This is a genomic window from Kingella kingae ATCC 23330, assembly GCF_900111845.1.
Lineage (GTDB): Bacteria > Pseudomonadota > Gammaproteobacteria > Burkholderiales > Neisseriaceae > Kingella > Kingella kingae.
In genome coordinates this window covers 33364-58773 of sequence record NZ_FOJK01000004.1, presented here as the reverse complement: position 1 = coordinate 58773, position 25410 = coordinate 33364, and the positions used below count along the sequence as shown (strand labels likewise).

The 25410-nt window shown below is 47.8% G+C and carries 25 protein-coding genes and 1 tRNA gene; 15 read left to right on the top strand and 11 right to left on the bottom strand.

The window, feature by feature from the left end; all coding sequences use genetic code 11:
• Positions 1 to 3: 3 nt before the first annotated feature.
• On the bottom strand, positions 4 to 1137 hold the full coding sequence (gene nrdB, locus BQ5809_RS01260; RefSeq protein ID WP_003789565.1) for a class Ia ribonucleoside-diphosphate reductase subunit beta: 1134 nt from the start codon (positions 1135 to 1137) through the stop codon (positions 4 to 6).
• Positions 1138 to 1339: 202 nt separating this feature from the next.
• Between nrdB and yhbY the strand changes: the two genes are divergently transcribed.
• The 4 genes from yhbY to metW are packed head-to-tail and all read left to right on the top strand — an operon-like array spanning position 1340 to position 3722.
• Positions 1340 to 1639, top strand: coding sequence for a ribosome assembly RNA-binding protein YhbY (gene yhbY / locus BQ5809_RS01255; protein ID WP_032827663.1), 300 nt, complete (start codon positions 1340 to 1342; stop codon positions 1637 to 1639).
• A gap of 45 nt (positions 1640 to 1684) precedes the next feature.
• Entirely contained in the window at positions 1685 to 2815 is a 1131-nt protein-coding gene (gene metX, locus BQ5809_RS01250) for a homoserine O-succinyltransferase MetX (protein ID WP_003785546.1), read from the top strand.
• Positions 2812 to 3144, top strand: coding sequence for an LYR motif-containing protein (locus tag BQ5809_RS01245; protein ID WP_003785541.1), 333 nt, complete (start codon positions 2812 to 2814; stop codon positions 3142 to 3144). Before metX ends, BQ5809_RS01245 begins: the two co-directional genes overlap by 4 nt.
• Positions 3141 to 3722, top strand: coding sequence for a methionine biosynthesis protein MetW (gene metW / locus BQ5809_RS01240; protein WP_003789557.1), 582 nt, complete (start codon positions 3141 to 3143; stop codon positions 3720 to 3722). Before BQ5809_RS01245 ends, metW begins: the two co-directional genes overlap by 4 nt.
• 64 nt (positions 3723 to 3786) lie before the next feature.
• On the opposite strand, the gene pheA is transcribed toward metW, so the two are convergent.
• The 8 genes from pheA to clpS form a co-directional block, all read right to left on the bottom strand.
• Positions 3787 to 4863, bottom strand: coding sequence for a prephenate dehydratase (pheA, locus tag BQ5809_RS01235; RefSeq protein ID WP_003789556.1), 1077 nt, complete (start codon positions 4861 to 4863; stop codon positions 3787 to 3789).
• A 439-nt stretch (positions 4864 to 5302) separates the two neighbouring features.
• Positions 5303 to 6175, bottom strand: a complete 873-nt coding sequence (locus tag BQ5809_RS01230) for a YicC/YloC family endoribonuclease (RefSeq protein ID WP_032827599.1) — start codon at positions 6173 to 6175, stop codon at positions 5303 to 5305.
• 143 nt (positions 6176 to 6318) lie between these two features.
• Complete coding sequence (gene orn, locus BQ5809_RS01225; protein ID WP_003785534.1) at positions 6319 to 6867, bottom strand: oligoribonuclease; 549 nt, start codon at positions 6865 to 6867, stop codon at positions 6319 to 6321.
• A gap of 9 nt (positions 6868 to 6876) precedes the next feature.
• Positions 6877 to 7065 carry a nitrogen regulatory IIA protein gene (locus tag BQ5809_RS01220; RefSeq protein WP_111694424.1) on the bottom strand — a complete coding sequence of 63 codons (189 nt, stop codon included), beginning with the start codon at positions 7063 to 7065 and terminating at the stop codon, positions 6877 to 6879.
• A 153-nt stretch (positions 7066 to 7218) separates the two neighbouring features.
• Positions 7219 to 10875 carry an exodeoxyribonuclease V subunit beta gene (recB, locus tag BQ5809_RS01215; RefSeq protein WP_003785532.1) on the bottom strand — a complete coding sequence of 1219 codons (3657 nt, stop codon included), beginning with the start codon at positions 10873 to 10875 and terminating at the stop codon, positions 7219 to 7221.
• Between the two features lie 9 nt (positions 10876 to 10884).
• The gene (locus tag BQ5809_RS01210) at positions 10885 to 11790 is read right to left on the bottom strand and encodes an SEL1-like repeat protein (protein WP_003785531.1); all 906 of its coding nucleotides are present in this window, start codon (positions 11788 to 11790) and stop codon (positions 10885 to 10887) included.
• A gap of 126 nt (positions 11791 to 11916) precedes the next feature.
• Positions 11917 to 14190, bottom strand: a complete 2274-nt coding sequence (gene clpA, locus BQ5809_RS01205) for an ATP-dependent Clp protease ATP-binding subunit ClpA (RefSeq protein WP_003785528.1) — start codon at positions 14188 to 14190, stop codon at positions 11917 to 11919.
• Positions 14187 to 14489 carry an ATP-dependent Clp protease adapter ClpS gene (clpS, locus tag BQ5809_RS01200; protein ID WP_032827598.1) on the bottom strand — a complete coding sequence of 101 codons (303 nt, stop codon included), beginning with the start codon at positions 14487 to 14489 and terminating at the stop codon, positions 14187 to 14189. The genes clpA and clpS overlap by 4 nt, the downstream gene beginning before the upstream one ends.
• Positions 14490 to 14673: 184 nt before the next feature.
• Between clpS and BQ5809_RS01195 the strand changes: the two genes are divergently transcribed.
• The 3 genes from BQ5809_RS01195 to BQ5809_RS01185 are packed head-to-tail and all read left to right on the top strand — an operon-like array spanning position 14674 to position 17053.
• Complete coding sequence (locus BQ5809_RS01195; protein WP_003785524.1) at positions 14674 to 14877, top strand: cold-shock protein; 204 nt, start codon at positions 14674 to 14676, stop codon at positions 14875 to 14877.
• 22 nt (positions 14878 to 14899) lie between these two features.
• Entirely contained in the window at positions 14900 to 15973 is a 1074-nt protein-coding gene (gene dusA / locus BQ5809_RS01190; protein ID WP_003785522.1) for a tRNA dihydrouridine(20/20a) synthase DusA, read from the top strand.
• Positions 15974 to 15976: 3 nt separating this feature from the next.
• Positions 15977 to 17053, top strand: a complete 1077-nt coding sequence (locus BQ5809_RS01185; protein WP_003785521.1) for an AI-2E family transporter — start codon at positions 15977 to 15979, stop codon at positions 17051 to 17053.
• Between the two features lie 170 nt (positions 17054 to 17223).
• Here the strand turns inward: BQ5809_RS01185 and BQ5809_RS01180 are convergent, their stop codons facing one another.
• Entirely contained in the window at positions 17224 to 17706 is a 483-nt protein-coding gene (locus BQ5809_RS01180; RefSeq protein WP_003785520.1) for a type IV pilin protein, read from the bottom strand.
• A gap of 156 nt (positions 17707 to 17862) precedes the next feature.
• On the opposite strand from BQ5809_RS01180, the gene rpsT reads away from it, so the two are divergent.
• Positions 17863 to 18126, top strand: a complete 264-nt coding sequence (rpsT, locus tag BQ5809_RS01175) for a 30S ribosomal protein S20 (protein ID WP_003785519.1) — start codon at positions 17863 to 17865, stop codon at positions 18124 to 18126.
• Between the two features lie 60 nt (positions 18127 to 18186).
• Here the strand turns inward: rpsT and BQ5809_RS01170 are convergent, their stop codons facing one another.
• Positions 18187 to 18732 (bottom strand): RNA pyrophosphohydrolase, encoded by a 546-nt coding sequence (locus tag BQ5809_RS01170; protein WP_003785518.1) that lies wholly within the window; start codon positions 18730 to 18732, stop codon positions 18187 to 18189.
• 105 nt (positions 18733 to 18837) lie between these two features.
• Here BQ5809_RS01170 and BQ5809_RS01165 point away from each other — a divergent pair, with 105 nt between their 5' ends.
• From BQ5809_RS01165 to gatB, 7 genes are all read left to right on the top strand, one after another.
• Positions 18838 to 19044 carry a hypothetical protein gene (locus tag BQ5809_RS01165; RefSeq protein ID WP_003785517.1) on the top strand — a complete coding sequence of 69 codons (207 nt, stop codon included), beginning with the start codon at positions 18838 to 18840 and terminating at the stop codon, positions 19042 to 19044.
• Positions 19041 to 19436: a VanZ family protein gene (locus BQ5809_RS01160; protein ID WP_003785516.1), complete on the top strand. Its 396-nt coding sequence runs from the start codon at positions 19041 to 19043 to the stop codon at positions 19434 to 19436. The genes BQ5809_RS01165 and BQ5809_RS01160 overlap by 4 nt, the downstream gene beginning before the upstream one ends.
• Positions 19437 to 19484: 48 nt before the next feature.
• A tRNA-Asn gene (locus tag BQ5809_RS01155) sits at positions 19485 to 19560 on the top strand.
• Between the two features lie 165 nt (positions 19561 to 19725).
• Positions 19726 to 20838: a lytic murein transglycosylase B gene (gene mltB, locus BQ5809_RS01150; RefSeq protein ID WP_003785515.1), complete on the top strand. Its 1113-nt coding sequence runs from the start codon at positions 19726 to 19728 to the stop codon at positions 20836 to 20838.
• Between the two features lie 181 nt (positions 20839 to 21019).
• The gene (locus BQ5809_RS01145) at positions 21020 to 23242 is read left to right on the top strand and encodes an NADP-dependent isocitrate dehydrogenase (protein ID WP_032827596.1); all 2223 of its coding nucleotides are present in this window, start codon (positions 21020 to 21022) and stop codon (positions 23240 to 23242) included.
• 141 nt (positions 23243 to 23383) lie between these two features.
• Entirely contained in the window at positions 23384 to 23920 is a 537-nt protein-coding gene (locus BQ5809_RS01140; RefSeq protein ID WP_032827662.1) for a hypothetical protein, read from the top strand.
• A 46-nt stretch (positions 23921 to 23966) separates the two neighbouring features.
• Positions 23967 to 25397 carry an Asp-tRNA(Asn)/Glu-tRNA(Gln) amidotransferase subunit GatB gene (gene gatB, locus BQ5809_RS01135; RefSeq protein WP_003785509.1) on the top strand — a complete coding sequence of 477 codons (1431 nt, stop codon included), beginning with the start codon at positions 23967 to 23969 and terminating at the stop codon, positions 25395 to 25397.
• Positions 25398 to 25410 lie beyond the last annotated feature (13 nt).

Here is a 25410-nt window from a genome sequence, read left to right as displayed (position 1 = left end):
TGCTTACAACTCAAAATCTTCCAAATCTTCGGCTTTCACTTCCGCATCAATTTGTCCGATTAAATAAGACGAGATTTCCACTTCTTGCGGTGCAACTTGCACATTGTCAGACGACAACCAAGCGTTAATCCATGGGATTGGGTTTTGCGTAGCTTGGGGAAAAGCAGCCTGCAAACCCACGGCAAGCATACGATGATTAGTAATGTATTCCACATATTGACACAAAATGTCTTTGTTCAAGCCAATCATGCTGCCGTCTTTGAACAGATATGCCGCCCATTCTTTTTCTTGCTCGGCGGCTTTTTTGAACAATTCAAAGCACTCGTCTTGCAATTCGGCGGCGATTTCTGCCATGTCGAGGTCGTCCACACCGCTACGCATCAAGTTCAGCATATGCTGCGTGCTGGTCAAATGCAAGGCTTCGTCACGCGCAATCAGTTTGATGATTTTGGCGTTGCCTTCCATCAATTCGCGCTCGGCAAAGGCAAACGAGCAGGCAAACGACACATAAAAGCGAATCGCTTCCAACACGTTCACGCACATCAAGCACAAATACAGTTTTTTCTTCAATTCACGCAACGAAATCGTGATTTCCTTGCCGTTTACCGTGTGTTTGCCTTCGCCCAACAAATTGAAATATTGCGTGTATTCAATCAAATCATCGTAGTAGCAGGCAATGTCTTCGGCGCGTGCGATGATGTAATCATTCTGCACAATGTCGTCAAACACCACAGACGGGTCATTGACAATATTGCGAATAATGTGCGTGTAGCTGCGGCTGTGAATCGTCTCAAAAAACGCCCACGTTTCAATCCACGTTTCCAATTCAGGAATCGACACCAACGGCAAAAAGCCAACATTGGGGCTGCGACCTTGAATACTATCCAGCAGCGTTTGGTATTTTAAATTACTGATAAAAATGTGTTTTTCGTGGTCAGGCAAATTGGCGTAATCAATGCGGTCGCGCGATAAATCCACTTCTTCTGGCCGCCAAAAAAACGAGATTTGCTTTTCAATCAATTTTTCAAACACTTCGTATTTTTGCTGGTCGTAACGCGCCACGTTTACAGGTTGCCCAAAGAACATGGGTTCGGTTAGGGGGTTGTTGGCTTTTTTACTGAACGTGCTGTATTGCATTTCCAAGTGTTCGCAAGACATGATTTTTCCTAAATCGCTAAACTAAAACGGGCGTATTGTAACGTAAAAATAGGTTAGAAATAGCGGTTTTAGTCCGCATAAAATGTAAGTCTTTTTGTGCAATAGCATAAAAAGCAGCCTGCACCTTGCCTTATTTTGGCGTACAATGCGCGTTTATTTTGATTTTAACCGCAGTAAAACTATGTCAGACAACAAAACCTTAACCAAACAACAAATTGTAGAACTCAAAGCGCGTGCGCACCATTTGAACCCTGTGGTCATGGTGGGACAAAAAGGCTTGACCGAAGCCGTAGTCGCCGAAACCATTACGGCTTTGCAAGCACACGAATTGATTAAAGTGCGCGTGTTGGGCGACGACCGCGAAGAGCGCATTGCCATTTGCCAAGCCTTGTGCAAAGCGACCGAAGCGCAACTGGTGCAACATATTGGCAAATTGCTGGTGCTGTATCGTGAACGCCGCGATGAAGAACAAGCCGCTTAAAAGTGCAGGCTGCTTTTATTTTGTTGATTTAATTGATTGAACACCATGTCCGTAACCAGTCAAACCATTGTTACCCCGCAACTTATCGCCTTTGATGCGCCATTCACTTTGCAAAATGGGCAAACTTTGCCGCGTTTTGATTTAATCGTGGAAACCTATGGCACGCTCAACGCGCAAAAAGACAATGCCGTGTTGATTTGCCACGCACTCTCTGGCACGCACCACGCCGCAGGGCGACACAGCGCGTCCGACAAACACGCAGGCTGGTGGGATAACATGATTGGCGCAGGCAAACCAATCGACACCAACAAATTTTTTGTGATTGCGCTCAACAATTTAGGTGGTTGCGCGGGCAGCACAGGGCCTTTGTCCATCAACCCAGAAACCAATCAGCCCTATGGCGCAGATTTCCCACTCGTCACCGTGCAAGACTGGGTGCAAAGCCAAGCCTTGCTCGCCGACCATTTTGGCATTGAGCAATGGGCAGCCGTTGTGGGCGGCAGTTTGGGCGGCATGCAGGCTTTGCAATGGACGTTGGACTTCCCCGACCGCGTGCGTCATGCGCTCGTTATTGCGTCTGCGCCCAAATTGAGTACACAAAACATCGCATTCAACGATGTCGCCCGACAAGCCATTTTGACCGACCCCGATTTTTATGGCGGACATTACGCCCAACATCAAACCAAGCCGCACCGTGGTTTGCGTATCGCCCGAATGATGGGACACATCACCTATCTTGCCGAACACGGTTTGGGCAAAAAATTCGGACGCAATCTGCGCGATGGCAGCCTGCACTATCATTATGATGTGGATTTTGAAGTGGAAAGCTATTTGCGCTATCAAGGCGACAAATTTGCCGACCATTTTGATGCCAACACCTATTTGCTGATGACCAAAGCCTTGGATTATTTTGACCCAGCCGCCGCGCACAACAACCAGTTGCAGGCTGCTGTGCAACACGTTAAAGCCAAATTTTTTGTGGCAAGTTTTAGCAGCGATTGGCGATTTGCGCCCGAGCGTTCACACGAATTGGTCAATGCTTTGGTTAATGCGCGAAAATCGGTTCAATACATAGAAGTGGAATCGCACCACGGACACGATGCGTTTTTAATGGAAGACGCGCCCTATATGAACGGCGTTCGCGCCTATATGCACAATATTCAGGTGAGCCAATGAAAGAAACCGTCATCGGCATAAGCGCGATTGTGTTGATTATATTGGGTTATTTAAATATGCCGTTAGAATGGCGGCGACACAAAGACATTGAACACGGCAACCAAATCATCGCCCAAATTGAACGCTATCGCCAGCAACATAAACAGTTGCCCAACGCACAAAACGAAGCCGAATTGGCGCAACTGGGCTTGGTTAAAAACAAACAAGGTTGGCAGCCAGCCTATCGCCGCTTGAACGACCAACATTACGAAATCATCTATCAAGACGGCTACACCGCGCCCTATTTGCGCTGGCAATCCCAACAACCGCAATGGACATTAACGCCATGAATTTACGCGACGACCTTCAACTGATTTACGACTGGATTCCAGCCAACGCCCACGTTTTAGACTTGGGCTGCGGCACAGGCGAATTGCTGCACGCCTTAATGCAGCACAAAAATTGCACAGGCTACGGCGTAGAAATTGACGTGGACAGCGTGCAGGCTGCTTTGGAGCGCGGCGTGAACGTGCTGCAAGCCGATTTAGAGCGCGGTTTAGACAGCTTTGCCGACAACAGTTTTGACGTGATTGTGTTGAGCCAAACCATTCAAGCCATGCAAAACACCGAAAATATTTTGCGTGATTTGACTCGCATTGCCAAACAAGCGATTGTGTCGTTTCCCAATTTTGGCTACTGGCAAAACCGCCTGCAAATTGCACTGTGTGGGCATATGCCTGTGAGCGAGCGTATGCCGTATCAATGGTATAACACACCCAATATTCACTGGTGTACGCTCAGCGATTTTGACCGTTTGTGCGACAAAAACCATATCCGCGTGCTAGAACGCGCCGTGATGACCAGCGGCAAACGCGTGGAATATTTGCCAAATTTGCTGGGCAGTTTGGCGTTTTATCGCGTGGGGTAGTCGTCAATACAAAAAGCAGCCTGCACATTTTGTTGATGAAATGTGCAGGCTGCTTTTTATGTGATTACAAAACCGCAGTCGGATAAGACCCAATCACTTTCACAAATGCCGACCGTTCGCGCAATTCGCTCAAAACAGCCTGCACGTTTTCTTGCTGTTCGTGTCCTTCAATATCAATAAAAAACAGATATTCCCACAAGCCTGTTTTGCTTGGACGACTTTCAAACTTGGTCATGGAAATGCCAGCGCGTGTTAGCGGTTCAATCAGGCGATTGAGCGTGCCTGCTTGGTTGGGCGCACTCACAACCAGCGAAGTTTTATCTTGCGAACTGGGGACGGTGCTTTGATGCCCCAACACCAAAAAGCGCGTGGTGTTATTGGGTTCGTCTTCAATATTGCTGGCGAGCTTGGTCAAGCCATAAATTTCGGCAGCGGCTTGGCTGGCAATGGCGCAGGCGGCTGGGTTTTCACTTGCCAATCGCGCCGCTTCGGCATTGCTGGACACGGCAACGCGGCGAACGTGGGCAGGCAGATTTTTACTCAACCAATGCTGACATTGCGCCAAAGCCTGCGCGTGGGCATACACCGCTTCAATGCCGTTTTGGTCAGCCGTTTGGCGCAACAAGTGATGATGAATTCGCAATTCCACTTCGCCACAAGCGCGTAATGGCGTGGACACCAGCAAATCCAACGTGCGTCCAACCGAGCCTTCGGTGGAATTTTCTACAGGTGCGACCACATAATCGGCTTGACGCGCTTCCACCAAACGCAAGCTGTCGTCCACCGTCGCGCAGGCAACGGAGTGCGCCGCGTGTCCAAAATGCTTCATCGCCGCCAGTTGCGTGAACGTGCCTTCGGGCCCCAAATAGGCAATGGTGAGCGGACGTTCAATCGCCAAACATTCGCTCATGATTTCGCGGAACAAACGCGCTACGGCTTCGTTGGGCAGCGGGCCTTCGTTCAAATCTTGAATACGGCGCAACACTTGGGCTTCGCGTTCTGGGCGATACACCACACCTGTGCCTTTGAGTTCGCCAATCGCGCGTGCGTGCTGGGCGCGTTGGTTGAGCAGTTGCAGCACTTGTTGGTCAATTTGGTCAATCGCATCGCGGTGTGGCAACAGTTTGGCTTCGTCTGACATAATTTTATCCACAAAATAAAAGGGCGTATTTTAACGAATTTTAGGTGCGATGTTGTGGCAAAAATCCACAAAAAAAAATGGCAGCCGAGCGGTTGCAGGGCTGCCGAATACCTCAAATCAGAGATTTTACGCTTCACAAACAAATCAGGCTTTCGCCTGACTCTGCCGCATTGCCCGAAAGGAGTGAAAAAGCAATACGACAAAGCTGGGATTGAACAGCCATATTGGCTATTCAAGAAAATTATGTAACTTAATGTAGCGAATTATAGTGTTATATTGTACGGTTTGCCAAGTATTATTTGTTAAAAAGCGATTTTTTTTGCGATTAAATGAGATAATTAGACAAAATAAATCTTAAAATAGTACTTTTGTAACAAAAAGTAGTAAAAAAGCAGCCTGCACATTTTTGAGTGCAGACTGCTTTTGTGTGAAATACGTTTTATTCGATATTTTGAACTTGCTCGCGCATTTGCTCAATCAACACTTTGAGTTCTACCGACACTTGGGTGCATTCGCCTGCAATGGCTTTGCTGCCCAGTGTGTTGGCTTCGCGGTTGAGTTCCTGCATCAAAAAGTCCAAACGTTTGCCGATGCTGCCTGTTTGTTCGGTAACAATACGGCGCACTTCGCCAATGTGGGTGCGTAGGCGGTTGAATTCTTCATCGACATCGGCTTTTTGCATGAACAACACAAATTCTTGTTTTAGGCGGTCTTCGTCCACATGGGCAACGGCTTCGGCAAGGCGTTGGCGGCTGCGAGCGATGTGGCTTTGCAATAGGCTGGGGAACAAGTCTTCTAGCGCGCCGACAATCGCTTCCATCAAATCCAAACGCTCCACAATGTGCGCTTGTAATTTGCTGCCTTCGCGTTGGCGAGCGGCGATAAAGTCGTCCAAAGCGCGGTCTAATAATTGGTTGATGACTTGGTGCAGCTCTTCGCTGTCTATTTCTGCACTGGCGATGACCCCAGGGAAGCGCAAAATATCGGAAACACTTAATTTGCTTAAATCTTTGTGTTTTTTACGCAATTTGCTGTTGATGTCTGCCAATTCGTTGATGAGTTGCTGATTTAAGTGCAGGCTGCCTGCGCTGTGTTGTGCGTTACTTAATTGAATACGGCATTCCAATTTGCCACGCGCGACTTTGCTGCTGATGGTTTCGCGCATTCCGCTTTCTAGCACGCGCAAATCGTCGGGGATTTTGAATTGCACGTCTAAAAAGCGGTGGTTTACCGAGCGAATTTCTAAATCGATTCGTTTGCCAGCGCATTCGGCAGAAGCGTGGGCAAAGCCTGTCATACTGCATACGGTCATGATTTTTTCCTTGTATTTGGTTGAAAAAATGAGTGACGGCATCTTAACAGGAATGCTTATCAACGTAAATCGTGGTTAAGAAAAGCAGCCTGCCCCTTTTGTCCAAATCTCAGATTTGAGTATAAAAGGGGCAGGCTGCTTTTTTATTCGTCCACACGCAAAAACGTGGCGCGATAATAGCGCAATTCTTCAATGCTTTCCAAAATATCGTCCAACGCCTGATGCGAGCCTTTTTTGACTATGCCTTTATACACCGCAGGATTCCAGCGTTTTGCCAACTCTTTGAGCGTAGATACGTCCAAATTGCGGTAGTGGAAAAAGGCTTCCAAGCGTGGCATGTGGCGCACCATAAAACGACGGTCTTGATGAATGGTGTTGCCGCACATGGGCGTGGTGTTTGCGGGCAACCATTGCTGCATCCACGCGAGCAATTCGCTTTCCACTTGCGCTTCTGTCCATGTGGATTCTTTGACACGCTGGGTTAAGCCTGTTCGGGCATGGGTTGTGGTACACCATTCGTCCATGCCATTCATAATTTCATCGCTTTGATGAATGGCATACACGGGCGATTGCGCCAACACGTTTAAATGCTTGTCGGTAATAATCATCGCGATTTCAATGATTTTATCGGTATCGGGGTTTAAGCCAGTCATTTCCATGTCTAGCCAGCATAAATTGTTTTGGTCTTTCATGTTTTTCCTTTAAAAAAATGATATTTTTGAATCTTGATAAAACACACGATACAAATTTTTGTTTTGCAAATACGGATTATTTTGAATACGTTGCACCAGTTTCACAAAGTCATCGGCTTGTGCAGTCTGCCCCAGTTGAGCCTTGATTTTTCGTTTGGCAAAGCCTGCATCAATCAACACAGCAAAAGAATTATTCATATCCATACACTTATTTTAGGCGTAAAAAAACGACCGTAGTGGGTAGCAGATTGGTTACTGCACTTGGATAGTTCACCCACATTGGTCTCTTTGAATGTCCGCAAATCATAACGCAAACATATTGTTTAAGCAACTTTTATACAAAAATCCCCATCACAACCACATCGCCAACGAAGCCACAGGCACATCACACGCCCACACGCCTTGTTGGCTGCTGCCGTCCACGCCGCGTAAAAACACATAGCGTACCGCAATCACATCGGGGCAACATTGGCGGCTACGAAGATAACGCGCCGTAGCAATCGCATAAATCAAGGCTTGCAAATAATAGTGATGCTTGGCGATTTCTGGATTCAGCGACGCAGGCGAATAATCCGCCAAATAATTGGATTTGTAGTCAATCACCAACGCTTGATTTTGCGTGTAAACCAGCGTGTCAATAAAGCCATTCAAAAAACCGCTTAACTGGCGGAACGTGAGCGACAAAGCAGCCTGCACACATTCGGGCGACAAGTTCATTTGCTTGCACCAGTTTTGCACATCAACCAAATTAAATTGTTCTATTTCAAACAAAAATGCCATTTCGTTAAGCCACTCTTGGCGCGACAAATCGCACAAACGTATGCCGTTTACCAGCGGTGTTTGGCGCACTTTGTCTAGCATATCGCACACGGCTGGCAACCAGTTTTCGGCATCGGCAATTTGATGGCGATTCAACACGCGCACAATGCGCTCGCTGTGTTTTTCGGCTGGCTGACCAAACGGAAAATATTCCAGCAATTCGTGCAAACACACGCCTGCTTTTGCGCCACGCGGAAAGTGCGCCATGTCCCAAATATCATCGTTTTGGATTGGTAGCGATGTCGTTTCGCTGGGTAAAGCAGCCTGCACCGCAATGTCCCATTTGCGCTCGGCTTCGTCTGTGTTTGCCAACGCTTCGGGCGCGTGTTGATGCGAACTCAACGCGGTAAAACTGCTAAACACAACTGGCGCATAATGGCGCGTGGCAACGGTTTGCGCTTGATAAACCGTGTCGCTATCCGACTGAATGTGCAGGCTGCTTTTGCCGTTTTGCGTCCACAACAAAGCAGCCTGCGGTGTTTCGTCCCATTCAAAGCTGGTAGTTTCTGCGTTTTGCTTCTGTACGAATTGTTGCCAAATTTGGCGATAGGCGTGCGCTGGCACTTTTGCACCAGACCATGTTTTGTGCGCATCACCGTCTAACAAATAATAAAACGGGTGATGATGCGTGTTTTCGTGTGCCGCCAAATACAGCACCAATTGCTCTTCGGCGCGAGTCAAAGCCACATACAGCAAACGCAAATCTTCCGACAACCGCTCTTTTTGCGCCTGTTCTTTGTCGGCATCGGTCATTTGGTTTTTGTGCAACAAAGTACTGCCCGATTCGCCTTGCAACACTTGCCAATCGTCGCCCTTGTTGCCTTTGCCACGCCATACAAACGGGCAATACACAATCGGATATTGCAAGCCTTTTGATGCATGCATGGTTACGATTTTGACCAGTTGCTCATCGCTTTCCAGTCGCAAGGCGCGGTTTTCGTTGCTGTCGCCGTCTTGCGTGGCAGCGATTTCTTGTTGCAACCATTGATACAAGGCGGCTGGCAAACGTCCGCTTTCTTCTTCGGCAGCCAGCAATTCCAGCACTTGCCCCAAATTGGTCAAAGTGCGGTCGTTGCCAGCAGCGAGCAGGTTTTGGATGACATCGTGTTGCTGCAAAAAATGTTGCACCGCTGCATACACGCCCACTTTTTGCCATTTTTGTAAGGCAACGCTCGCTTCGTCTGCCCATTCGCTTAATGCGCGTTCGTCTTGTTGCAAAGCCCACAACTGTTGCGCGGTGTAGCCAAACAAGCAGCCTGCAAGCACATAAACCAAATGCGCCGTTTGCTGCGGATTCAAGAAAAATGCCAACAAAGCATACACAGCACGCGCTTCGTCTTCTTGGAACACGCTATCACGGCTCAACAACACGCTTTGCACGTTTAGGCGTTTGAGTTCGCGCTGCACCATTGCGCCTTCTTGGCGGGTTCGCACCAGCACAGCCATATCGCCAGCGTGTAGCGGTTTGTCTTTTAAACGCAATTCGCCCTGCCCTGCGCGATGCAAGGCATAGGCAATTTCACTGGCGCACCATTGGGCGGACGTGTGTTGCAAGGCATCGGTTTTTTCGGTTTTATCCAAACTTAAATCGTTGAGCCAACGCACGCGCACCGCCGCTTCTTGGGGCGACAAATGGCTGTTTGATCGATGCGCTTGCACGGTTTCGTATGCCAAATTGGGCAACACAAACGGTTGCGGTTTGGCGAACAATGCACCCACGCTGTTGACCAATCGCGCATGGCTGCGGAAATTGGTACGCAAAGTGTAGCGTTGTTCGGGCGACACGTTTTCTGCAGCTTGCAAATAGGCAAAAATGTCCGCGCCACGAAAATTGTAAATTGCCTGTTTTGGGTCGCCAACCATAAACACGGTGGGCGCGTTTTCTGTGTGCAGGCTGCTTTGCATAAAGGCGCGAGAAAAAATGCCATATTGCAACGGGTCGGTGTCTTGAAATTCGTCAATCAGCACCACTTGCCAAGTGTGCGACATGGCTTGTGCCAACGCGGTGGCATGGGTGCGATTGGTTTGCAGCGCGTTGAACACGTCTAGTAATAAATCGTCAAATTGACGTGCAGGCTGCTTTTGTTTGTCGGCTTCGTTTTGCTGGCGAATAGCGTGGAGCAAATCCATTGCCACGTTAATCAACACATCGCCTTCGCTGGCTGACAAGATTTGTGCGTGGTTTGCCCATTCGCCCCAAGTGCGGCTTAAACAGTCCAAAGCATCAGGGTCTTGTTTGCCTTTGAAGTCTTTTTTGGCTTTGTCGGTTAGCGTGGCAAGGCTGAATTTGTTTTCGTTTTTGCTATTAAAAAACAGCTTCAAAATAATGTTTACATCGGGCAAGCAGCCTGCACTTTTCCAGTCATGGCATTGTTGGATATAGCTTTTTAAATCATCGGGCTGATAGCTATTTTTGGGCAAACTCGGTTGCAATTTTTCCCACGCGCTTTCAATCGCATCAAGCTGATTTGCCGTGTCTTGCCATGCGCGTACAAAACCTTCGTTTGCTGCTTGCCAATCGCGCAAAGTGTATGCCATGGGGCGCGTGTGCAAATAAGTTCGCCCCACAAACGAAGCCAATGCTGCGGCTTGTTGCTGTGGATTTTTTTTATGGCGATACACAATCTGCGCCAGTTGTTCGTGGTGCGCCACTTGTTCGCGCCAAAAGTCTTGCGCCGCAATCGGGCTGGGCGTGCTGTCTTCGTCCAATTCAATTTGAAAAGGGACTTGGCAATAAAACGCGAAATCTTGCAACACGCGCTGACAAAAGCTGTGAATGGTGTAAATGGCGGCGTGGTCAAACTGGCTCAACGCGGCTTTGAGTCGCATCATTAAGCGTTCGCGCGATTCTTTTTGCAGGGCTTGTTCCACCAATTTGCTCATGAAATCTGCCGATTTGGGCGCGTATTGTTCGCAAGCAGCCTGCACTTCGGTTGCGCCAAACGGAGCTTGCATTTTGTGCAACACGTGCAAGGCTTCGCCCAAACGGTCGCGCAATCGGGTTTTGAGTTCGGCGGTGGCGGCGTTGGTAAACGTAACCACCAAGATTTTGTCCACAGGCATTTGTTCCAGCAGCACCAATCGGGCAAACAGGGCGGAAATATTCCATGTTTTGCCCGTACCTGCGCTGGCTTCAATCAAATTAGTGGCAACTAGGGGAACGTTTAGGAGCGTGAAATCGTGGCTCATAAGCAATCTTTATCGGATAAAAAAGAGTTTGGCGAACACGGTAAATACAATCAGAGCAAACAAGGCAAATGCGCCATACATGGCTGGTTTGTACCACGTTGGACGTTCGTCATCGTCGGCAACAGGCAAGTAAATGTGGTCGGGCAACACGAGAATATCGGGGTCGTCATTGGCATCGTGAATTGGCTGACTGGCGTTGAGTTGCAGTTCCAAAAAATCGGCAATGCTTTGATGACGTTTGGGCGCGTTTTGTGCGCTCAACAAGCCCAGCGCGGTCAGTCCACGCAAACGCTGTGGCGCGGTTGGGCTGCCTTGTGCGATTGCCTGTTCCAAATATTGCTTGGCACGATGTTTAATCGCGATTGGGGCTTGGCAAAAACGTTCGCAAGCAGCCTGCACTTGTTCGTTGCTGTGTTGTGGGTGTGTTTTTTGCCATTCGGTGCAGGCTGCTTGCAATTCTTGTTGCAGCAATACAGGCGCAGCCAATGGTGCAGCCGCCAGCATTTCGCCCAGCAAACGCGATGCGCGCCAATCGCCTTGTTGCGCGAAATATTGCGCGATTTTGGCGGCTTTTTGTGGCTGCTGTTCGGTAAACAAACCTTTGGCAAGCAAATATGCCCAATACAAAGCAGCCGTGCGTTGTCCTTGTTGCGTTTGCTGTTGCAGCCACGCGAGCAGTTTCGCGCTTTGTTCGGGCGACAAATCGGGCTGTTTAATAGCTTCGGCAACTTGCGGCAAAGGCTGCGAATGGGCGGCATCGTGCGGCAAAGTCCATTCAACCAACATAGCACTAAAATCCGCCAAACGCAGTTGCGCGTAGCCTTGCACCAATTCGGGATAGCTGGTGGGTTTGCCTGCGGCAAGTTGCAGCGTGCAGTCGTGAACTTGGGTGGGTGTGGGGAGAATTGGGGTCATGATGGGGTACTCGGTAAAAATGTAAGAATGTGGATTATATGGGATTAAGTGGTGCAGGCTGCTTTTTTGATTGATTCAAAGCAGCCTGCACTTTAACAAATTGATTGCAGGCTGCTTTGATTTGGTTTACGCCAATTCCGCTTTCTTGCGGCTAACTCGCGGTTTTTTAAACGACAATTTCGCTTTCTGCGCCTTCTCGTCCCAATCCACCAACACAAAACCGCCGTCCGTCAATTTGCCAAACAACAATTCATCAGCCAACGCCTTACGAATTTGCTCTTGAATCAAACGGTGCATAGGACGTGCGCCCATTTGTGGGTCAAAACCTTTTGCTGCCAAATGGTTACGCATCACATCGCCAAATTCTGCCACCACTTTTTTATCCGCCAACTGCGTCGCCAACTGCGCCAAAAATTTATCTACCACCTTCGCAATGATTTCAGGCGACAATGGCGCAAACGGAATAATCGCATCTAAACGATTGCGAAATTCAGGCGTAAACAATTTTTTGATGTCCACCATTTCATCGCCGCGTTCGCGTTTGCTGGTAAAACCAAAACTCGGTTTGCTCAACGCTTCCGCGCCTGCGTTGGTTGTCATGATGATGATTACATTGCGAAAATCCGCACTGCGTCCCATGTTATCCGTCAATTTGCCCGCGTCCATCACTTGCAGCAACACATTGTAAATATCGCGGTGCGCTTTCTCAATTTCGTCTAGCAGCAAAACACAATGCGGCTGTTTGTTAATACATTCCGTCAGCAAACCGCCTTGTTCAAAACCCACATAGCCTGGTGGCGCACCAATCAAACGCGAAACCGCATGCGCTTCCATATATTCAGACATATCAAAGCGTTGCAACGGCACGCCCAATTCCGCCGCCAACTGTTTCGCCACTTCCGTTTTACCCACGCCAGTCGGACCGCTAAACAGAAAACTGCCAATCGGTTTTTCAGGCAGCCCCAAACCCGAACGCGACATTTTCACAGCAGAAACCAGCGCTTCAATCGCATTATCCTGCCCAAAAACTTTGCGTTTCAGCGTATCGGCAAGCGTTTTCAAAACCTGTTTGTCATCGTGCGAAACCGTTGTTTCAGGGATTCGGGCGATTTTGGCGACAATGCGCTCAATTTCCGCCTTGTTGATTTGCGTTAAACGATTTTCAGGCAGCGCGATTCGTTGCGCCGCGCCTGCTTCGTCAATAATATCAATGGCTTTGTCAGGCAAAAAACGCTCGTTGATGTATTTTGCCGACAATTCGGCGGCTGCCTGAAACGCCTCGTCCAAATATTCAACGCTGTGATGTTGCTCAAACATCGGGCGCAAACCTTGCAAAATTTGCACCGTTTCCGCCACAGTCGGCTCAACCACATCAATTTTTTGAAAACGGCGACTCAGCGCGTGGTCTTTGTTGAACACGGTGCGATATTCTTCGTAAGTGGTCGCGCCAATGCAGCGCAGTTGCCCTTTCGCCAACGCAGGTTTGAGCAAATTGCTTGCGTCCATATTGTTGCCTTGCGTGCTGCCTGCACCGATAACCGTATGAATTTCATCAATAAATAAAACCGCATTTTCCACTTTTACCAATTCTTTCAGCACCGCTTTCAAACGCGCTTCAAAATCGCCACGATATTTTGCGCCAGCCAACAACGCGCCCATGTCCAACGCGAAAACAGTTGCATTTGCCAACACTTCAGGCACTTGTTTTTGTTCAATTAAATATGCCAAACCTTCCGCCAATGCGGTTTTACCTACGCCAGCTTCGCCGACCAAAAGCGGATTGTTTTTGCGGCGGCGACACAAAATTTGCAATACGCGCTCCATTTCCATTTTGCGCCCGATTAAGGGGTCAATGCGAGCAGCCTGCACTTCGGCATTCAGGTTTACGGTGTAGGCTTCCAATGGATTATCGGCAAGATTGCTGTCATCGTCATCATCATGATGCTGCGATGAGTGCAGGCTGCTTGTGCCATGCGAAAAATAGCGCAACAAATCTTTGCGCTCCACGCCATGCAGTTGCAATAAAAATACCGCAGGCGATTCTTCTTCCTGCATCAACGCCAGCAACAAATCGGCAGCCTGTACTTCGGTTTGCGATGACTGTTGCACATGAATCATCGCTCGCTGCACCACGCGCTGAAAGCCAATAGTCGGCTGTGGGTCAATCTTGTGGCTGGGAATATGCGGCGGATAAGTGGGCGTGTTTTCGTCTATGCTTTCGCGCAAATGTGCCAGCAGCAACGAAAATTCCGCGCTGTGTTCGCGCAAAGCATCGGCAACATTGGGGTCGCCCTGAATCAAAGCCAGCAGCAAATGCTCCAAGCCCACCAGTTCATGACGGCTGATACGCGCCTCTTCATACATGGCTTGCAAAATCGGTTCTAATTGAGATGAAATCATACGGACGTTTCCTGAATGCTGCACATAAGTGGGTGACCAGCATCGTCTGCCAGCCACAACACTTGTTGTTGTTTGGTTTCGGCAATATCACGCGTGTACACGCCACACAAACCTTTGCCCTCGTGGTGAATTTGCAACATGGTTTTTTCGGCTTTATCGTGTGGCATGTGAAAAATATCCATCAAAATTTCCACTACAAAATCCATAGGCGTGTAATGGTCGTTGAGCAAAAACACCGCATAGCGTTTGGGCGGCGACAGTTTTTGTTTACTTTGATTAACATTCAACTGTATTGGCATAAAAATTCCTATTTTTGTTGTATTTAGTGTTATTTTAATGAAAATTAGCACTTTCCCCAAATAAAACTTGACGTAAGTTAACGACTCGGTAACAATCGCAGTCAGCGAAAGGCAGCCTGCACAAGTGGTTTAGTGAAGTCGCCAATCGCGATTTTTTCATTTTTTAGTTAGAAAGTAGCATTTTATGGCAACTGGTATTGTTAAATGGTTCAACGACGCAAAAGGCTTCGGTTTTATTACTCCTGACGAGGGCGGTGAAGATTTGTTCGCACACTTCTCTGCAATCAACATGGAAGGCTTCAAAACATTGAAAGAAGGTCAAAAAGTTTCTTTTGATGTAACAACAGGCCCAAAAGGCAAACAAGCCGCTAATATTCAAGCCGCTTAATTCCTTTCCAGACCATACAACCATGAAAGGCAGCTTTTCTCTGAAAGCTGTCTTTTTGCATTATAACAGCAATATGAATACCCAAACTTCTTTACCCAAACGCACGCTATCCGTTGCGCCGATGCTAGATTGGACCGACCGTCATTATCGCCACATGGCACGCCAAATCACGCGCCACACTTGGCTATACACCGAAATGATAAACGCAGGTGCGATTGTGTACGGCGACCCCGACCGCTTTTTACAGCGCAACGAATGCGAAAACCCTGTCGCCTTGCAACTGGGCGGCAGCGAGCCGACTTTGTTGGCGCAAGCCGCGCAAAAAGCCGCGCAATATAGCTATGACGAAATCAATTTAAACTGCGGTTGCCCCAGTCCGCGTGTGCAAAAAGGCGCGTTTGGCGCGTGTTTGATGTTGGACGTGAACTTGGTTGCCGATTGCCTCAATGCCATGCAAGACGCTGTGCCAGCTATCCCTATCACAATTAAACACCGCATTGGCATCGACAAACAAACCGAATACCAACCGCTTGCCGATTTTGTCGGCAGCCTGCACGACAAAACCGCGTGTCGCACCTTTATTGTTCATGCGCGAAATGCGTGGCTAGACGGCTTGTCGCCCAAAGAAAACCGCGAAATTCCGCCGTTGCGCTACGATTTTGTCTATCGCCTAAAACAGGAGTTCCCCGATTTGGAAATCATCATCAACGGCGGCGTGCAAACCAACACGCAAATTGCCGAACATTTACAACACGTTGATGGCGTAATGATGGGGCGCGAAGCGTATCACAATCCTTATATTATGCACGATTGGGACACGCTATTTTACGGCGAAACGCAGCCTGCACCCACGCGCGAACAAATCACACAACAGCTATACAACTATGCCACACAACAACTTTCGCGCCAACAAGGCACGATTTTGCGCCACATGGTGCGCCATTATCTCGGTTTAACGCACGGTTTAAACGGCGCGAAAATTTGGCGCAGAATGCTATCCGATGCCGATTTATTGCGCGATAATCGCCCAGAACTTATTTTGGAAGCGTGGCAGCAAGTTGAAAAAATGCAGGCTGCTTTTGAATCAAAAGGATAAATCATGTATATCCCCCACAAAAAACGTCCATGGTTGCCATGGTTCTTTGGTTTGCTGCTCATCGGTGGCTTGCTGCTGGCTTTCTATTTGCTAGGCAACGTACTCACGCCGTTCATTGTCGCCGCCGTGTTGGCATACATTTTAGATCCCTTGGTCAGCAAAATAGAAAAACTCGGCATACACCGCAGCCGTGCATCTATGTGGGTGATGCTATTTGCTTTTTTTGTGATTATCGGCTTGCTGCTGGTCATCGTTCCCATGCTGGTAGAGCAATTCCAAAGCATTGTGCAAAAAATCCCCAAACTGGTGGACTATGTCCAAACCAAACTCGTGCCATGGTTTAACCAAAAATTTGGCGGACACATCGCGCTCAACGAAAAAACCATCGCCAACTGGCTACGCAGCAATACGGCAGGCATACAAAGCAGCCTGCAACGCGCGTTGCCAGCTGTGATGCAACAAGGCGGCGCGTTGGCAGCAGGCATTGGCAACCTAGTGTTATTGCCCTTGTTGTTGTACTACTTTTTGCTGGACTGGTCGCGCTGGGAACAAGGCATCACCACCATGGTACCGCGCCGATATTTAGCGACTTATCAACGCATTACACGCAATATGGACAGCATTTTGGGCGAATTTTTGCGCGGACAACTCATGGTTATGCTCATCATGGGCGTGCTATATGGCACAGGCTTAATGCTCACAGGCTTGGATTCGGGCTTTTCCATTGGTATGGTGGCAGGCATTTTGGTGTTTATCCCCTATTTGGGCGCGTTCACAGGCTTGCTGCTTGCCACGCTTGCCGCCGTATTGCAATTTGATTCATGGACAGGACTGTTCGCCGTTTGGGGCGTGTTTGGTATCGGACAATTTTTGGAAAGCTTTTTCATCACGCCGCAAATTGTGGGCGACAAAATTGGACTATCGCCATTTTGGGTGATTTTCTCGTTAATGGCATTTGGGCAACTGTTTGGCTTTGTTGGTATGCTCATCGCCCTACCCCTTGCTGCGATTTGTTTGGTGTTGATACAAGAAAACAAAGCCTTGTATTTGAACAGCATTTTTTATCGCCGCGAAAAATAATATCCAACGCATAAAAAGCAGCCTGCACTTTATTATTGATTCAAAGTGCAGGCTGCTTTTTATAGTGAATTAAATTCAAACTAGTACAGCGTTGCCAACTCCCTTATGTACTAGATGTACACGGCGGTCGTTGTCGCCTTGTCCTAGTTTGAATTTAATCCACTATAATATTACGGATACGCTCGACAATTTTTATCCGCACGACTAGGGTTCGCAAAAAAATCGGTTTCGCTGCATGCCGATGTTGTACTTTCGCACAGCAACATCGTCAAATCCTGATTCAAAATCAAAGCGCGTGGTTCTTGCTGTTTATTCAGCGCAACCGCCTTAAACGCAAATTGCCCGTCATGTGTTGCACCACGCGGCGCACCTTGCGGACGAATACAAAAAAAGTCCGTTTCCCGAATCGGCAAATCAATCCACAAGCGCGATGTTTTACGGAAATTGCCATGCGATGCGTAATGACGCTCCCATGCCTGTGCGTTATCCAGCAACGCCTTTTGTACATCGCTCAACCGCCCTTTTTTTACCGATTCTTGATACATCGGATACGCAAACGCCACCAAAATCCCCACGATTGCCACTGCCACCAACACTTCCATTAACGTGAATCCAGCCGAACGGTAAGACGCAACATTTCTATTTTTAGCCATTTTGACCCCAGCTTCTTTCCAATCAAATCAAAGGCAATCTAGCACAAACCAACTATTCCAGCAATCATAATAGTATTATGCTTGCTTTATGCACACTTAGCGTTTAGAATAGCGCGTTTCTAGTATTCATCAATTTCCAATTCAGGAGTAAACACTATGGCAAATAGCGCACAAGCACGCAAACGTGCTCGTCAATCGTTGAAAAACCGTGCACACAACGCGAGCTTGCGTACTGCATTCCGTACTGCGGTTAAAAAAGTATTGAAAGCCGTTGAAGCAGGCGACAAAGCGGCTGCACAAGCAACTTTCCGCGACAGCACCAAAGTATTGGATCGCATCGCTGACAAAGGCGTGTTCCACAAAAACAAAGCAGCGCGTCATAAAAGCCGCTTGTCTGCAAAAATCAAAGCAATGGCATAATTTATCGCCCTGCTAAATACAAAAAACAGAATAGATTTAGTGTCTATTCTGTTTTTTTATTTACTTTTGTTGCGCCGAAGCAGCCTGCAAACGCAATTCCAAACTGCGAGCATGGTATTCGCCCAAACTTTCCAATCCGCGCAAAAAACGCGACAATTCGGTTAAAGCCGATTCATACACTTGTTTTTTAAACATAATCACTTCGTCAATGGGTGCCCAATATTCGTACCATCGCCAATCGTCAAATTCTGGCTGACTGCTGGCGCGTAAATGCACATCGCTGTCTTGCCCCACCAAGCGCAATAAAAACCAAATTTGCTTTTGCCCACGATACGAACCGCGCCATTCGCGCCGAATCCAACTGGTAGGCACATCGTAGCGCAACCAATCGCGCGTTCTGCCCAAAATCTTAACGTGCTGTGGCAGCAAGCCGACTTCTTCTAGCAATTCGCGATACATCGCCGTTTCAGGACTTTCGCCTGGTTTGATGCCGCCTTGCGGAAATTGCCACGAATTTTCTTTGACACGCTTACCCCAAAACACTTGGTTATCTTGATTGGTCAAGATAATACCCACGTTGGGGCGATAACCTTCCCTATCCAGCATCGCCAGTCCCTTTATAAAATCCAAAACGCGCTAATTTTCCCACAAAACTGCCATGCTTGCCAAATTACGCTACAATGCCCGTTTTCTACCAAAGCAGCCTGCACCATGAACAGCGAATTAAATCAAGTTATCCAAACCGAAAGCTATGGCGAAGTGCAAGAAGTTTTGCAATTTTTGCTAGAAGAATGCAGCCTAGACGATGCGCCCAGCGTTGCCGAAGTCCAACAATGGCAACAGGTTTTACAACAGCGTGGCGGCAAATTCACTAAACTCGCGCAGCTTTGCCAACAATTTATTGACGAATCCGCATGATTATCCCAAAAAACAAATGGCTCATCGCTGCGATAGCGTGGGCAGCCGCCAGCATTTATGCGCTGATTTTTCGTGAAGCAACAGGACAAAACGCGCCACCTTTTCCGCATTTTGATAAATTGGCGCATTGTTTACTGTTTTTCGCGCAATTTTGGTTGTGCAGCAAAATTTGGTTGAGCGCGAAACGACCAATTCCCTTTTTGTGGCTGATGATTTTAGCGAGCATTTGGGCAGCCTGCACCGAGTTGGCGCAATATTTCTTCACACAAACGCGACAAGGTGATGTGTGGGACGCGCTGGCAGACATGATTGGCGCTGGCGTGGCATTGCAGATTGCTCGTATCGTGCAAACAAAAAAGTCTGATAAATCAAGAAAAAATAGAATTGTTTGATTTTTCTGCTTGACGATGAGGAAATTTGCTATATAATGCGCAGCTTATTCCCTGATAGCTCAGTCGGTAGAGCGACGGACTGTTAATCCGCAGGTCACTGGTTCGAGCCCAGTTCGGGGAGCCAGATAAAACAGCGAGTTAGGTTTAATGCTTAACTCGCTGTATTTTTTCGTGTACGTTTTGTGGACGTATTTTGCATCTATCATTTCTTCGCCCAAGACATACCGCATATAAATGCACGGCTGTGATACACACACGCTATTTGACACGCACGCAACGAAAGACATCAATGAGCAAAAACAAACTTTTGACTTTAGCTTTATTGGCAACCGCCGCTTGTTCCAGCGAACAGCAGCCTGCACCGATTACACAATCCACTGACCCACTAATGGAAATTGTGCGCCAAGTGCAAACGCAATCACAACAACAAACCGCGTCCAACGCTGCACCATTTTTCAATCAAGCTGCACCGTCTGTCGCGCAAACAGGCTATTTAGCCAACCCCAATGTACAGGCGTTTATGCGTTATCAAAATCAAGTCAATGGCTTGGATATGGCGTATATGCAACAATTTTTTGCGCGTGTGGGCTATCGCGGCAACATTATTCAGATTATGGACAGACCTGCCACCAGCCGTCCGTGGTATGAATTTCGCAAAGGCAATGGCGATGCGAGCAAAATTCAAGCTGGGCAGCGTTTTTATACGGCAAACCGCCACCCGATTGACCATACCGCCGCGCGTTATGGCGTGCCAGCGCAGTTAATCGTGGCGATTTTGGGCATTGAAACGAATTATGGCAAAAACAAGGGCAATATTCCTGTTGCCGATGCTTTAGCGACTTTGGCGTTTGATTATCCGCGTCGTGGCGCGTTTTTTCAGCAGGAATTGGGCGAATTTTTGAAACTGGCGCAAGAAGAACGCCGCGATGCGTTTGGTTTTGTCGGCAGTTTTGCTGGGGCGATGGGTATGCCGCAATTTATGCCGTCTAGCTTTCGCAAGTGGGCGGTGGATTATGACGGCAATGGTACGCGCGATATTTGGAACAATGTGCCAGATGTGGCAGCATCGGTAGCAAATTATATGAAACAACACGGCTGGCAAACGGGCGGACGCATGATTGTGCCTGCGCGTATCAATCCGTCGCCACAAATTCAGGCGTTGATTGATGAAAAAACTGCACTCAATTACACGGTGAGGCAGCTGCGTCAAATGGGGGTGCAGCCTTTGCAAGCGGTGAACGATAATGAACGCGCCTTGCTGTTTCGCTTGGAAGTCGCGCCCAATCAGTTTGAATATTTTATTGGTTTGAATAATTTTTATGTGGTGTGGCAATACAATCACAGCCGTATGTATGTAACCGCCGTGCGCGATATTGCGAATGGGTTGGGAGCTGGGTTGTAAGTTTTTTGTACGATTTAAAAGCAGCCTGCACTTTTTTGTGTGTTTACAAAAAGTGCAGGCTGCTTTTTATGCAAAGATAGGTAAAAATATGCCATAATCACACAGCACTTGCATCGCGTATCCCAACAAAGTGCAGGCTGCTTTTCAACAAGAAAAATCCATTTATTCACAGGAGTTTTACATGAGCAAGTCCACCATCTATTACACTCATACCGACGAAGCCCCAGCATTGGCAACGCAATCATTGTTGCCGATTATTCGCGCCTTTGGCAAACATGCCGATATCGCGTTTGAGCTTGCCGATATTTCGTTGGCAGGTCGCATTTTGGCGGCGTTCCCAGAATACTTAAAAGAAGAACAACGCCGCTCGGACGATTTGGCGTTTTTGGGCGACTATGTAACCAAACCCGAAGCCAACGTCATCAAATTGCCCAACATCAGCGCGTCAATGCCGCAGTTGAACGCCACGATTACCGAATTGCAAGCCAAAGGTTTTGCTGTGCCAAACTACCCAAGCAATCCGCAAACCGATGAAGAAAAAGACATTCAAGCACATTACGACCGCATTAAAGGTTCAGCTGTAAACCCAGTTTTGCGCGAAGGCAATTCCGACCGCCGTGCGCCAAAAGCCGTGAAAAACTTCGCCAAAAAATACCCACACAGCATGGGCGCATGGACAAAAGACAGCAAATCCCACGTTGCCACCATGCAATCGGGCGATTTTTTCCACAATGAAAAATCCGTAACCGTTGCCGAACCGACAACCGTAAAAATCGTGTTTACCAATCAATCAGGCGAACAAACCGAATTGCGTAAACTATTGAATTTAAAAGCGGGTGAAATCATTGACGCAACCGTCATGAGCAAAAAAGCGTTGGTGCAATTCTTGCAAGAGCAAGTGGCGGACGCAAAAGCCAAAGGCGCGTTGTTTTCATTGCACATGAAAGCGACCATGATGAAAGTGTCCGACCCGATTATTTTCGGACACGCGGTTAAAGTGTTTTTCGCGCCTGTGTTTGAGCAATACGGCGAACAGTTGGCAGCCGTTGGCGTGAATGTGAATAATGGTTTTGGTAACTTATTAGCAAACTTGGATAAATTGGACGAGCAAACTCGCGCAGGTGTTCAGGCAGCCATTGAACAAGCCTACGCCAACGCGCCAAGTTTGGCGATGGTGGACAGCGACAAAGGCATTACCAATTTGCACGTGCCAAGCGACGTAATTGTGGACGCTTCTATGCCAGCGATGATTCGCAATTCAGGACGTATGTGGGACAAAGACGGCAAAGCGCAAGACACCAAAGCTGTGATTCCCGACAGCAGCTACGCAGGTATTTACGCGGCTACGATTGATTTTTGTCGTGAAAATGGCGCGTTTGACCCGACCACAATGGGTACAGTGCCAAATGTTGGCTTGATGGCGCAAAAAGCGGAAGAATACGGTTCGCACGATAAAACCTTTGAAATTCAATCGGCTGGCAAAGTGGAAATTATTGACGACAAAGGCAATGTTTTGACTTCACACGAAGTGGAAACTGGCGATATTTGGCGTGCCTGTCAAACCAAAGACGCGCCTGTCAAAGACTGGGTGCAGTTGGCGGTAAACCGTGCGCGTTTGAGCGATACGCCAGCCATTTTCTGGTTAGACGAAAGCCGTCCGCACGATGCTGAATTGATTAAAAAAGTGAAACAATATTTAGGCGAATTGGATACCAACGGCTTGGATATTCAAATTTTAGCCCCCGAAGCAGCCTGCAAAGCCAGCCTGAAACGCATGAAAGACGGCAAAGACACGATTTCCGTAACAGGCAACGTATTGCGCGATTACAATACCGATTTGTTCCCGATTTTGGAATTGGGTACGAGCGCGAAAATGTTATCTATCGTGCCGTTGATGAATGGTGGAGGTATGTTTGAAACAGGCGCAGGCGGTTCTGCACCGAAACACGTTCAACAATTCAACGAAGAAAACCATTTGCGTTGGGACAGCTTGGGCGAATTTTTAGCGTTGGCGGTGTCGTTGGAACATTTGGCGCAAAAAACAGGCAACGCAAAAGCGCAAGTGTTGGCGGATACGTTGGACGCAGCAACCGAGCAATTATTGTTAAACGACAAATCGCCAAAACGCAAAGCGGGCGAATTGGACAACCGTGGCAGCCATTTCTACATCGCCTTGTATTGGGCGCAAGCGTTGGCAGCGCAAAGCACAGACGCTGATTTGCAAAAAACTTTTGCGCCAGTAGCAGAAAAATTAGCCGCACAAGAAGCGCAAATTTTGGCGGAATTGGCAGCAGGCGCAGGAAAACCTGTGGACATCGGCGGTTATTACGCACCAAACGCGGAATTGACAGCAAAAGCCATGCGCCCAAGCGTGAGCTTGAATGCGGTGATTGATGCGTTGTAATTGGATTGAATAAAAAGTGCAGGCTGCTTTTGAAATACGAAAAAGCAGCCTGCATTTTTGTTTACGCAATCGTTATCTAAAATGTTAAAATTCGCCCCGAAAAAGCAGCCTGCAACCTGCCAATCCCTTATCCAAACACCCATGAAACATACCGCGCAGCAATGGTCATTTGAACCTTTAACTTATTCATTCCTCCAAACTTTAACTTATTCATTCCCCCAAATTAGTGCAAGTAGCCAATTTGTGATAGGATTTTGCGGTGGCGGATTATGGTTATGGTTTGCGGATACTCGTCCAGAGACCGCTAATCAGCTTGCCTTATTTTTGTTGGTGTTCGGTATTATTTGGCTGATAAGCAAAAAATGGACGATATGGCAATGGTATCAAAAAAATGAAGAGACTATTTATTTAGATAACAAAGGCTTACACTTTTGCATTTATCCCCGTTCAGGCAGCCTGCAATATACAGATATTACCAAAGCAGTACATTGGTACATTGAGCGTGCAGATAATAGAAGAAGATATGATAAAGACATCGGCATCATCATAACCACGCAACAAGGCGAACACATTTACCTGAATTTGGAACGCATGATACAAAGCAATGATGGCATTTCATTTGGCACAAACAGCAGCGTCGTGATTCAAGAATTGAACAAGCGAATGAAGGCAGCCTGAAACACCATTTCTTAAAACTTTTAAAATACAAAAGAAAGACAAAACAATGACTTGGGAAACCGTAATCGGATTAGAAATCCACGTTCAACTCAACACAAAATCTAAAATTTTTAGCGGTGCAAGCACAGCGTTTGGCGCAGAACCGAACGCTCATGCCAGCGTTGTAGAATGCGCTTTACCTGGCGTGTTGCCTGTGATGAACCGCGAAGTCGTGGAAAAAGCGATTAAATTGGGCTTGGCTCTGAACGCGAAAATCAATCAAAAAAATGTGTTTGACCGCAAAAATTATTTCTACCCAGATTTGCCAAAAGGCTATCAAATCAGCCAGTTAGATTTGCCAATCGTGGAACATGGTCAATTAGAAATCGTGGTTGGCGATGACGTGAAAATGATTAACGTAACTCGCGCCCACATGGAAGAAGATGCAGGCAAATCCGTTCACGAAGGCTTAAACGGCGCGACTGGCATTGACTTAAACCGCGCAGGTACGCCTTTGTTGGAAGTGGTTTCCGAGCCTGAAATGCGTTCGGCAGCCGAAGCGGTGGCGTATGCGAAAGCCTTGCACGGTTTGGTAACTTGGTTGGATATTTGCGATGGCAATATGGCGGAAGGTTCGTTCCGTGTGGACGCAAATGTGTCGGTACGCCCGAAAGGTCAAGCGGAATTTGGTACACGCCGTGAAATCAAGAACTTAAACTCATTCCGTTTCTTGGAGCAAGCGATTAATTACGAAGTGGAAGCTCAAATCGAGATTTTGGAAGACGGCGGCAAGGTGCAACAAGCAACCATGTTGTTTGACCCCGACAAAGGCGAAACGCGCGTGATGCGCCTGAAAGAAGACGCGCACGATTACCGCTATTTCCCCGACCCTGATTTGTTGCCAGTCATCATTTCGGACGCGCAAATGGAAAAAGCCAAAGCGCAAATGCCTGAATTACCAAAAGAAATGGCAGCACGTTTTGTGAATGAATTTGGCGTGAGCGAATACGATGCGCGTTTGCTGACGGGTTCGCGTGTGCAGGCTGCTTTTTTCACGGAAGCGGCGAGCGTGAGCAATCAAGGCAAATTGGTTGCCAACTGGATGAATGGCGAATTGGCAGCAACTTTAAACAAAGAAGGTTTAGAGTTGGCGCAAAGCCCAATTACAGCAGCACGTTTGGCGGCGTTGGTTGGCAAAATCGCGGACGGCACATTGAGCAGCAAATTGGCGAAAAAAGCGTTTGAAGCGATGTGGGCTGAACCCGATGCCACGATTGAGCAAATCATTGAAAAACATGGTTTAGTGCAAATCACGGACACTGGCGCGATTGAAGCGATGGTTGATGAAGTGTTGGCGAACAACGCGAAAGCGGTTGAGCAATACAAATCGGGCAACGAAAAAGCGTTGAATGCGATTGTCGGTCAAGTGATGAAAGCCAGCAAAGGCAAGGCCAATCCGACTGCGGTGCAGGATTTGGTTAAAGCGAAATTGGCGTAATTGTTTAGACTAG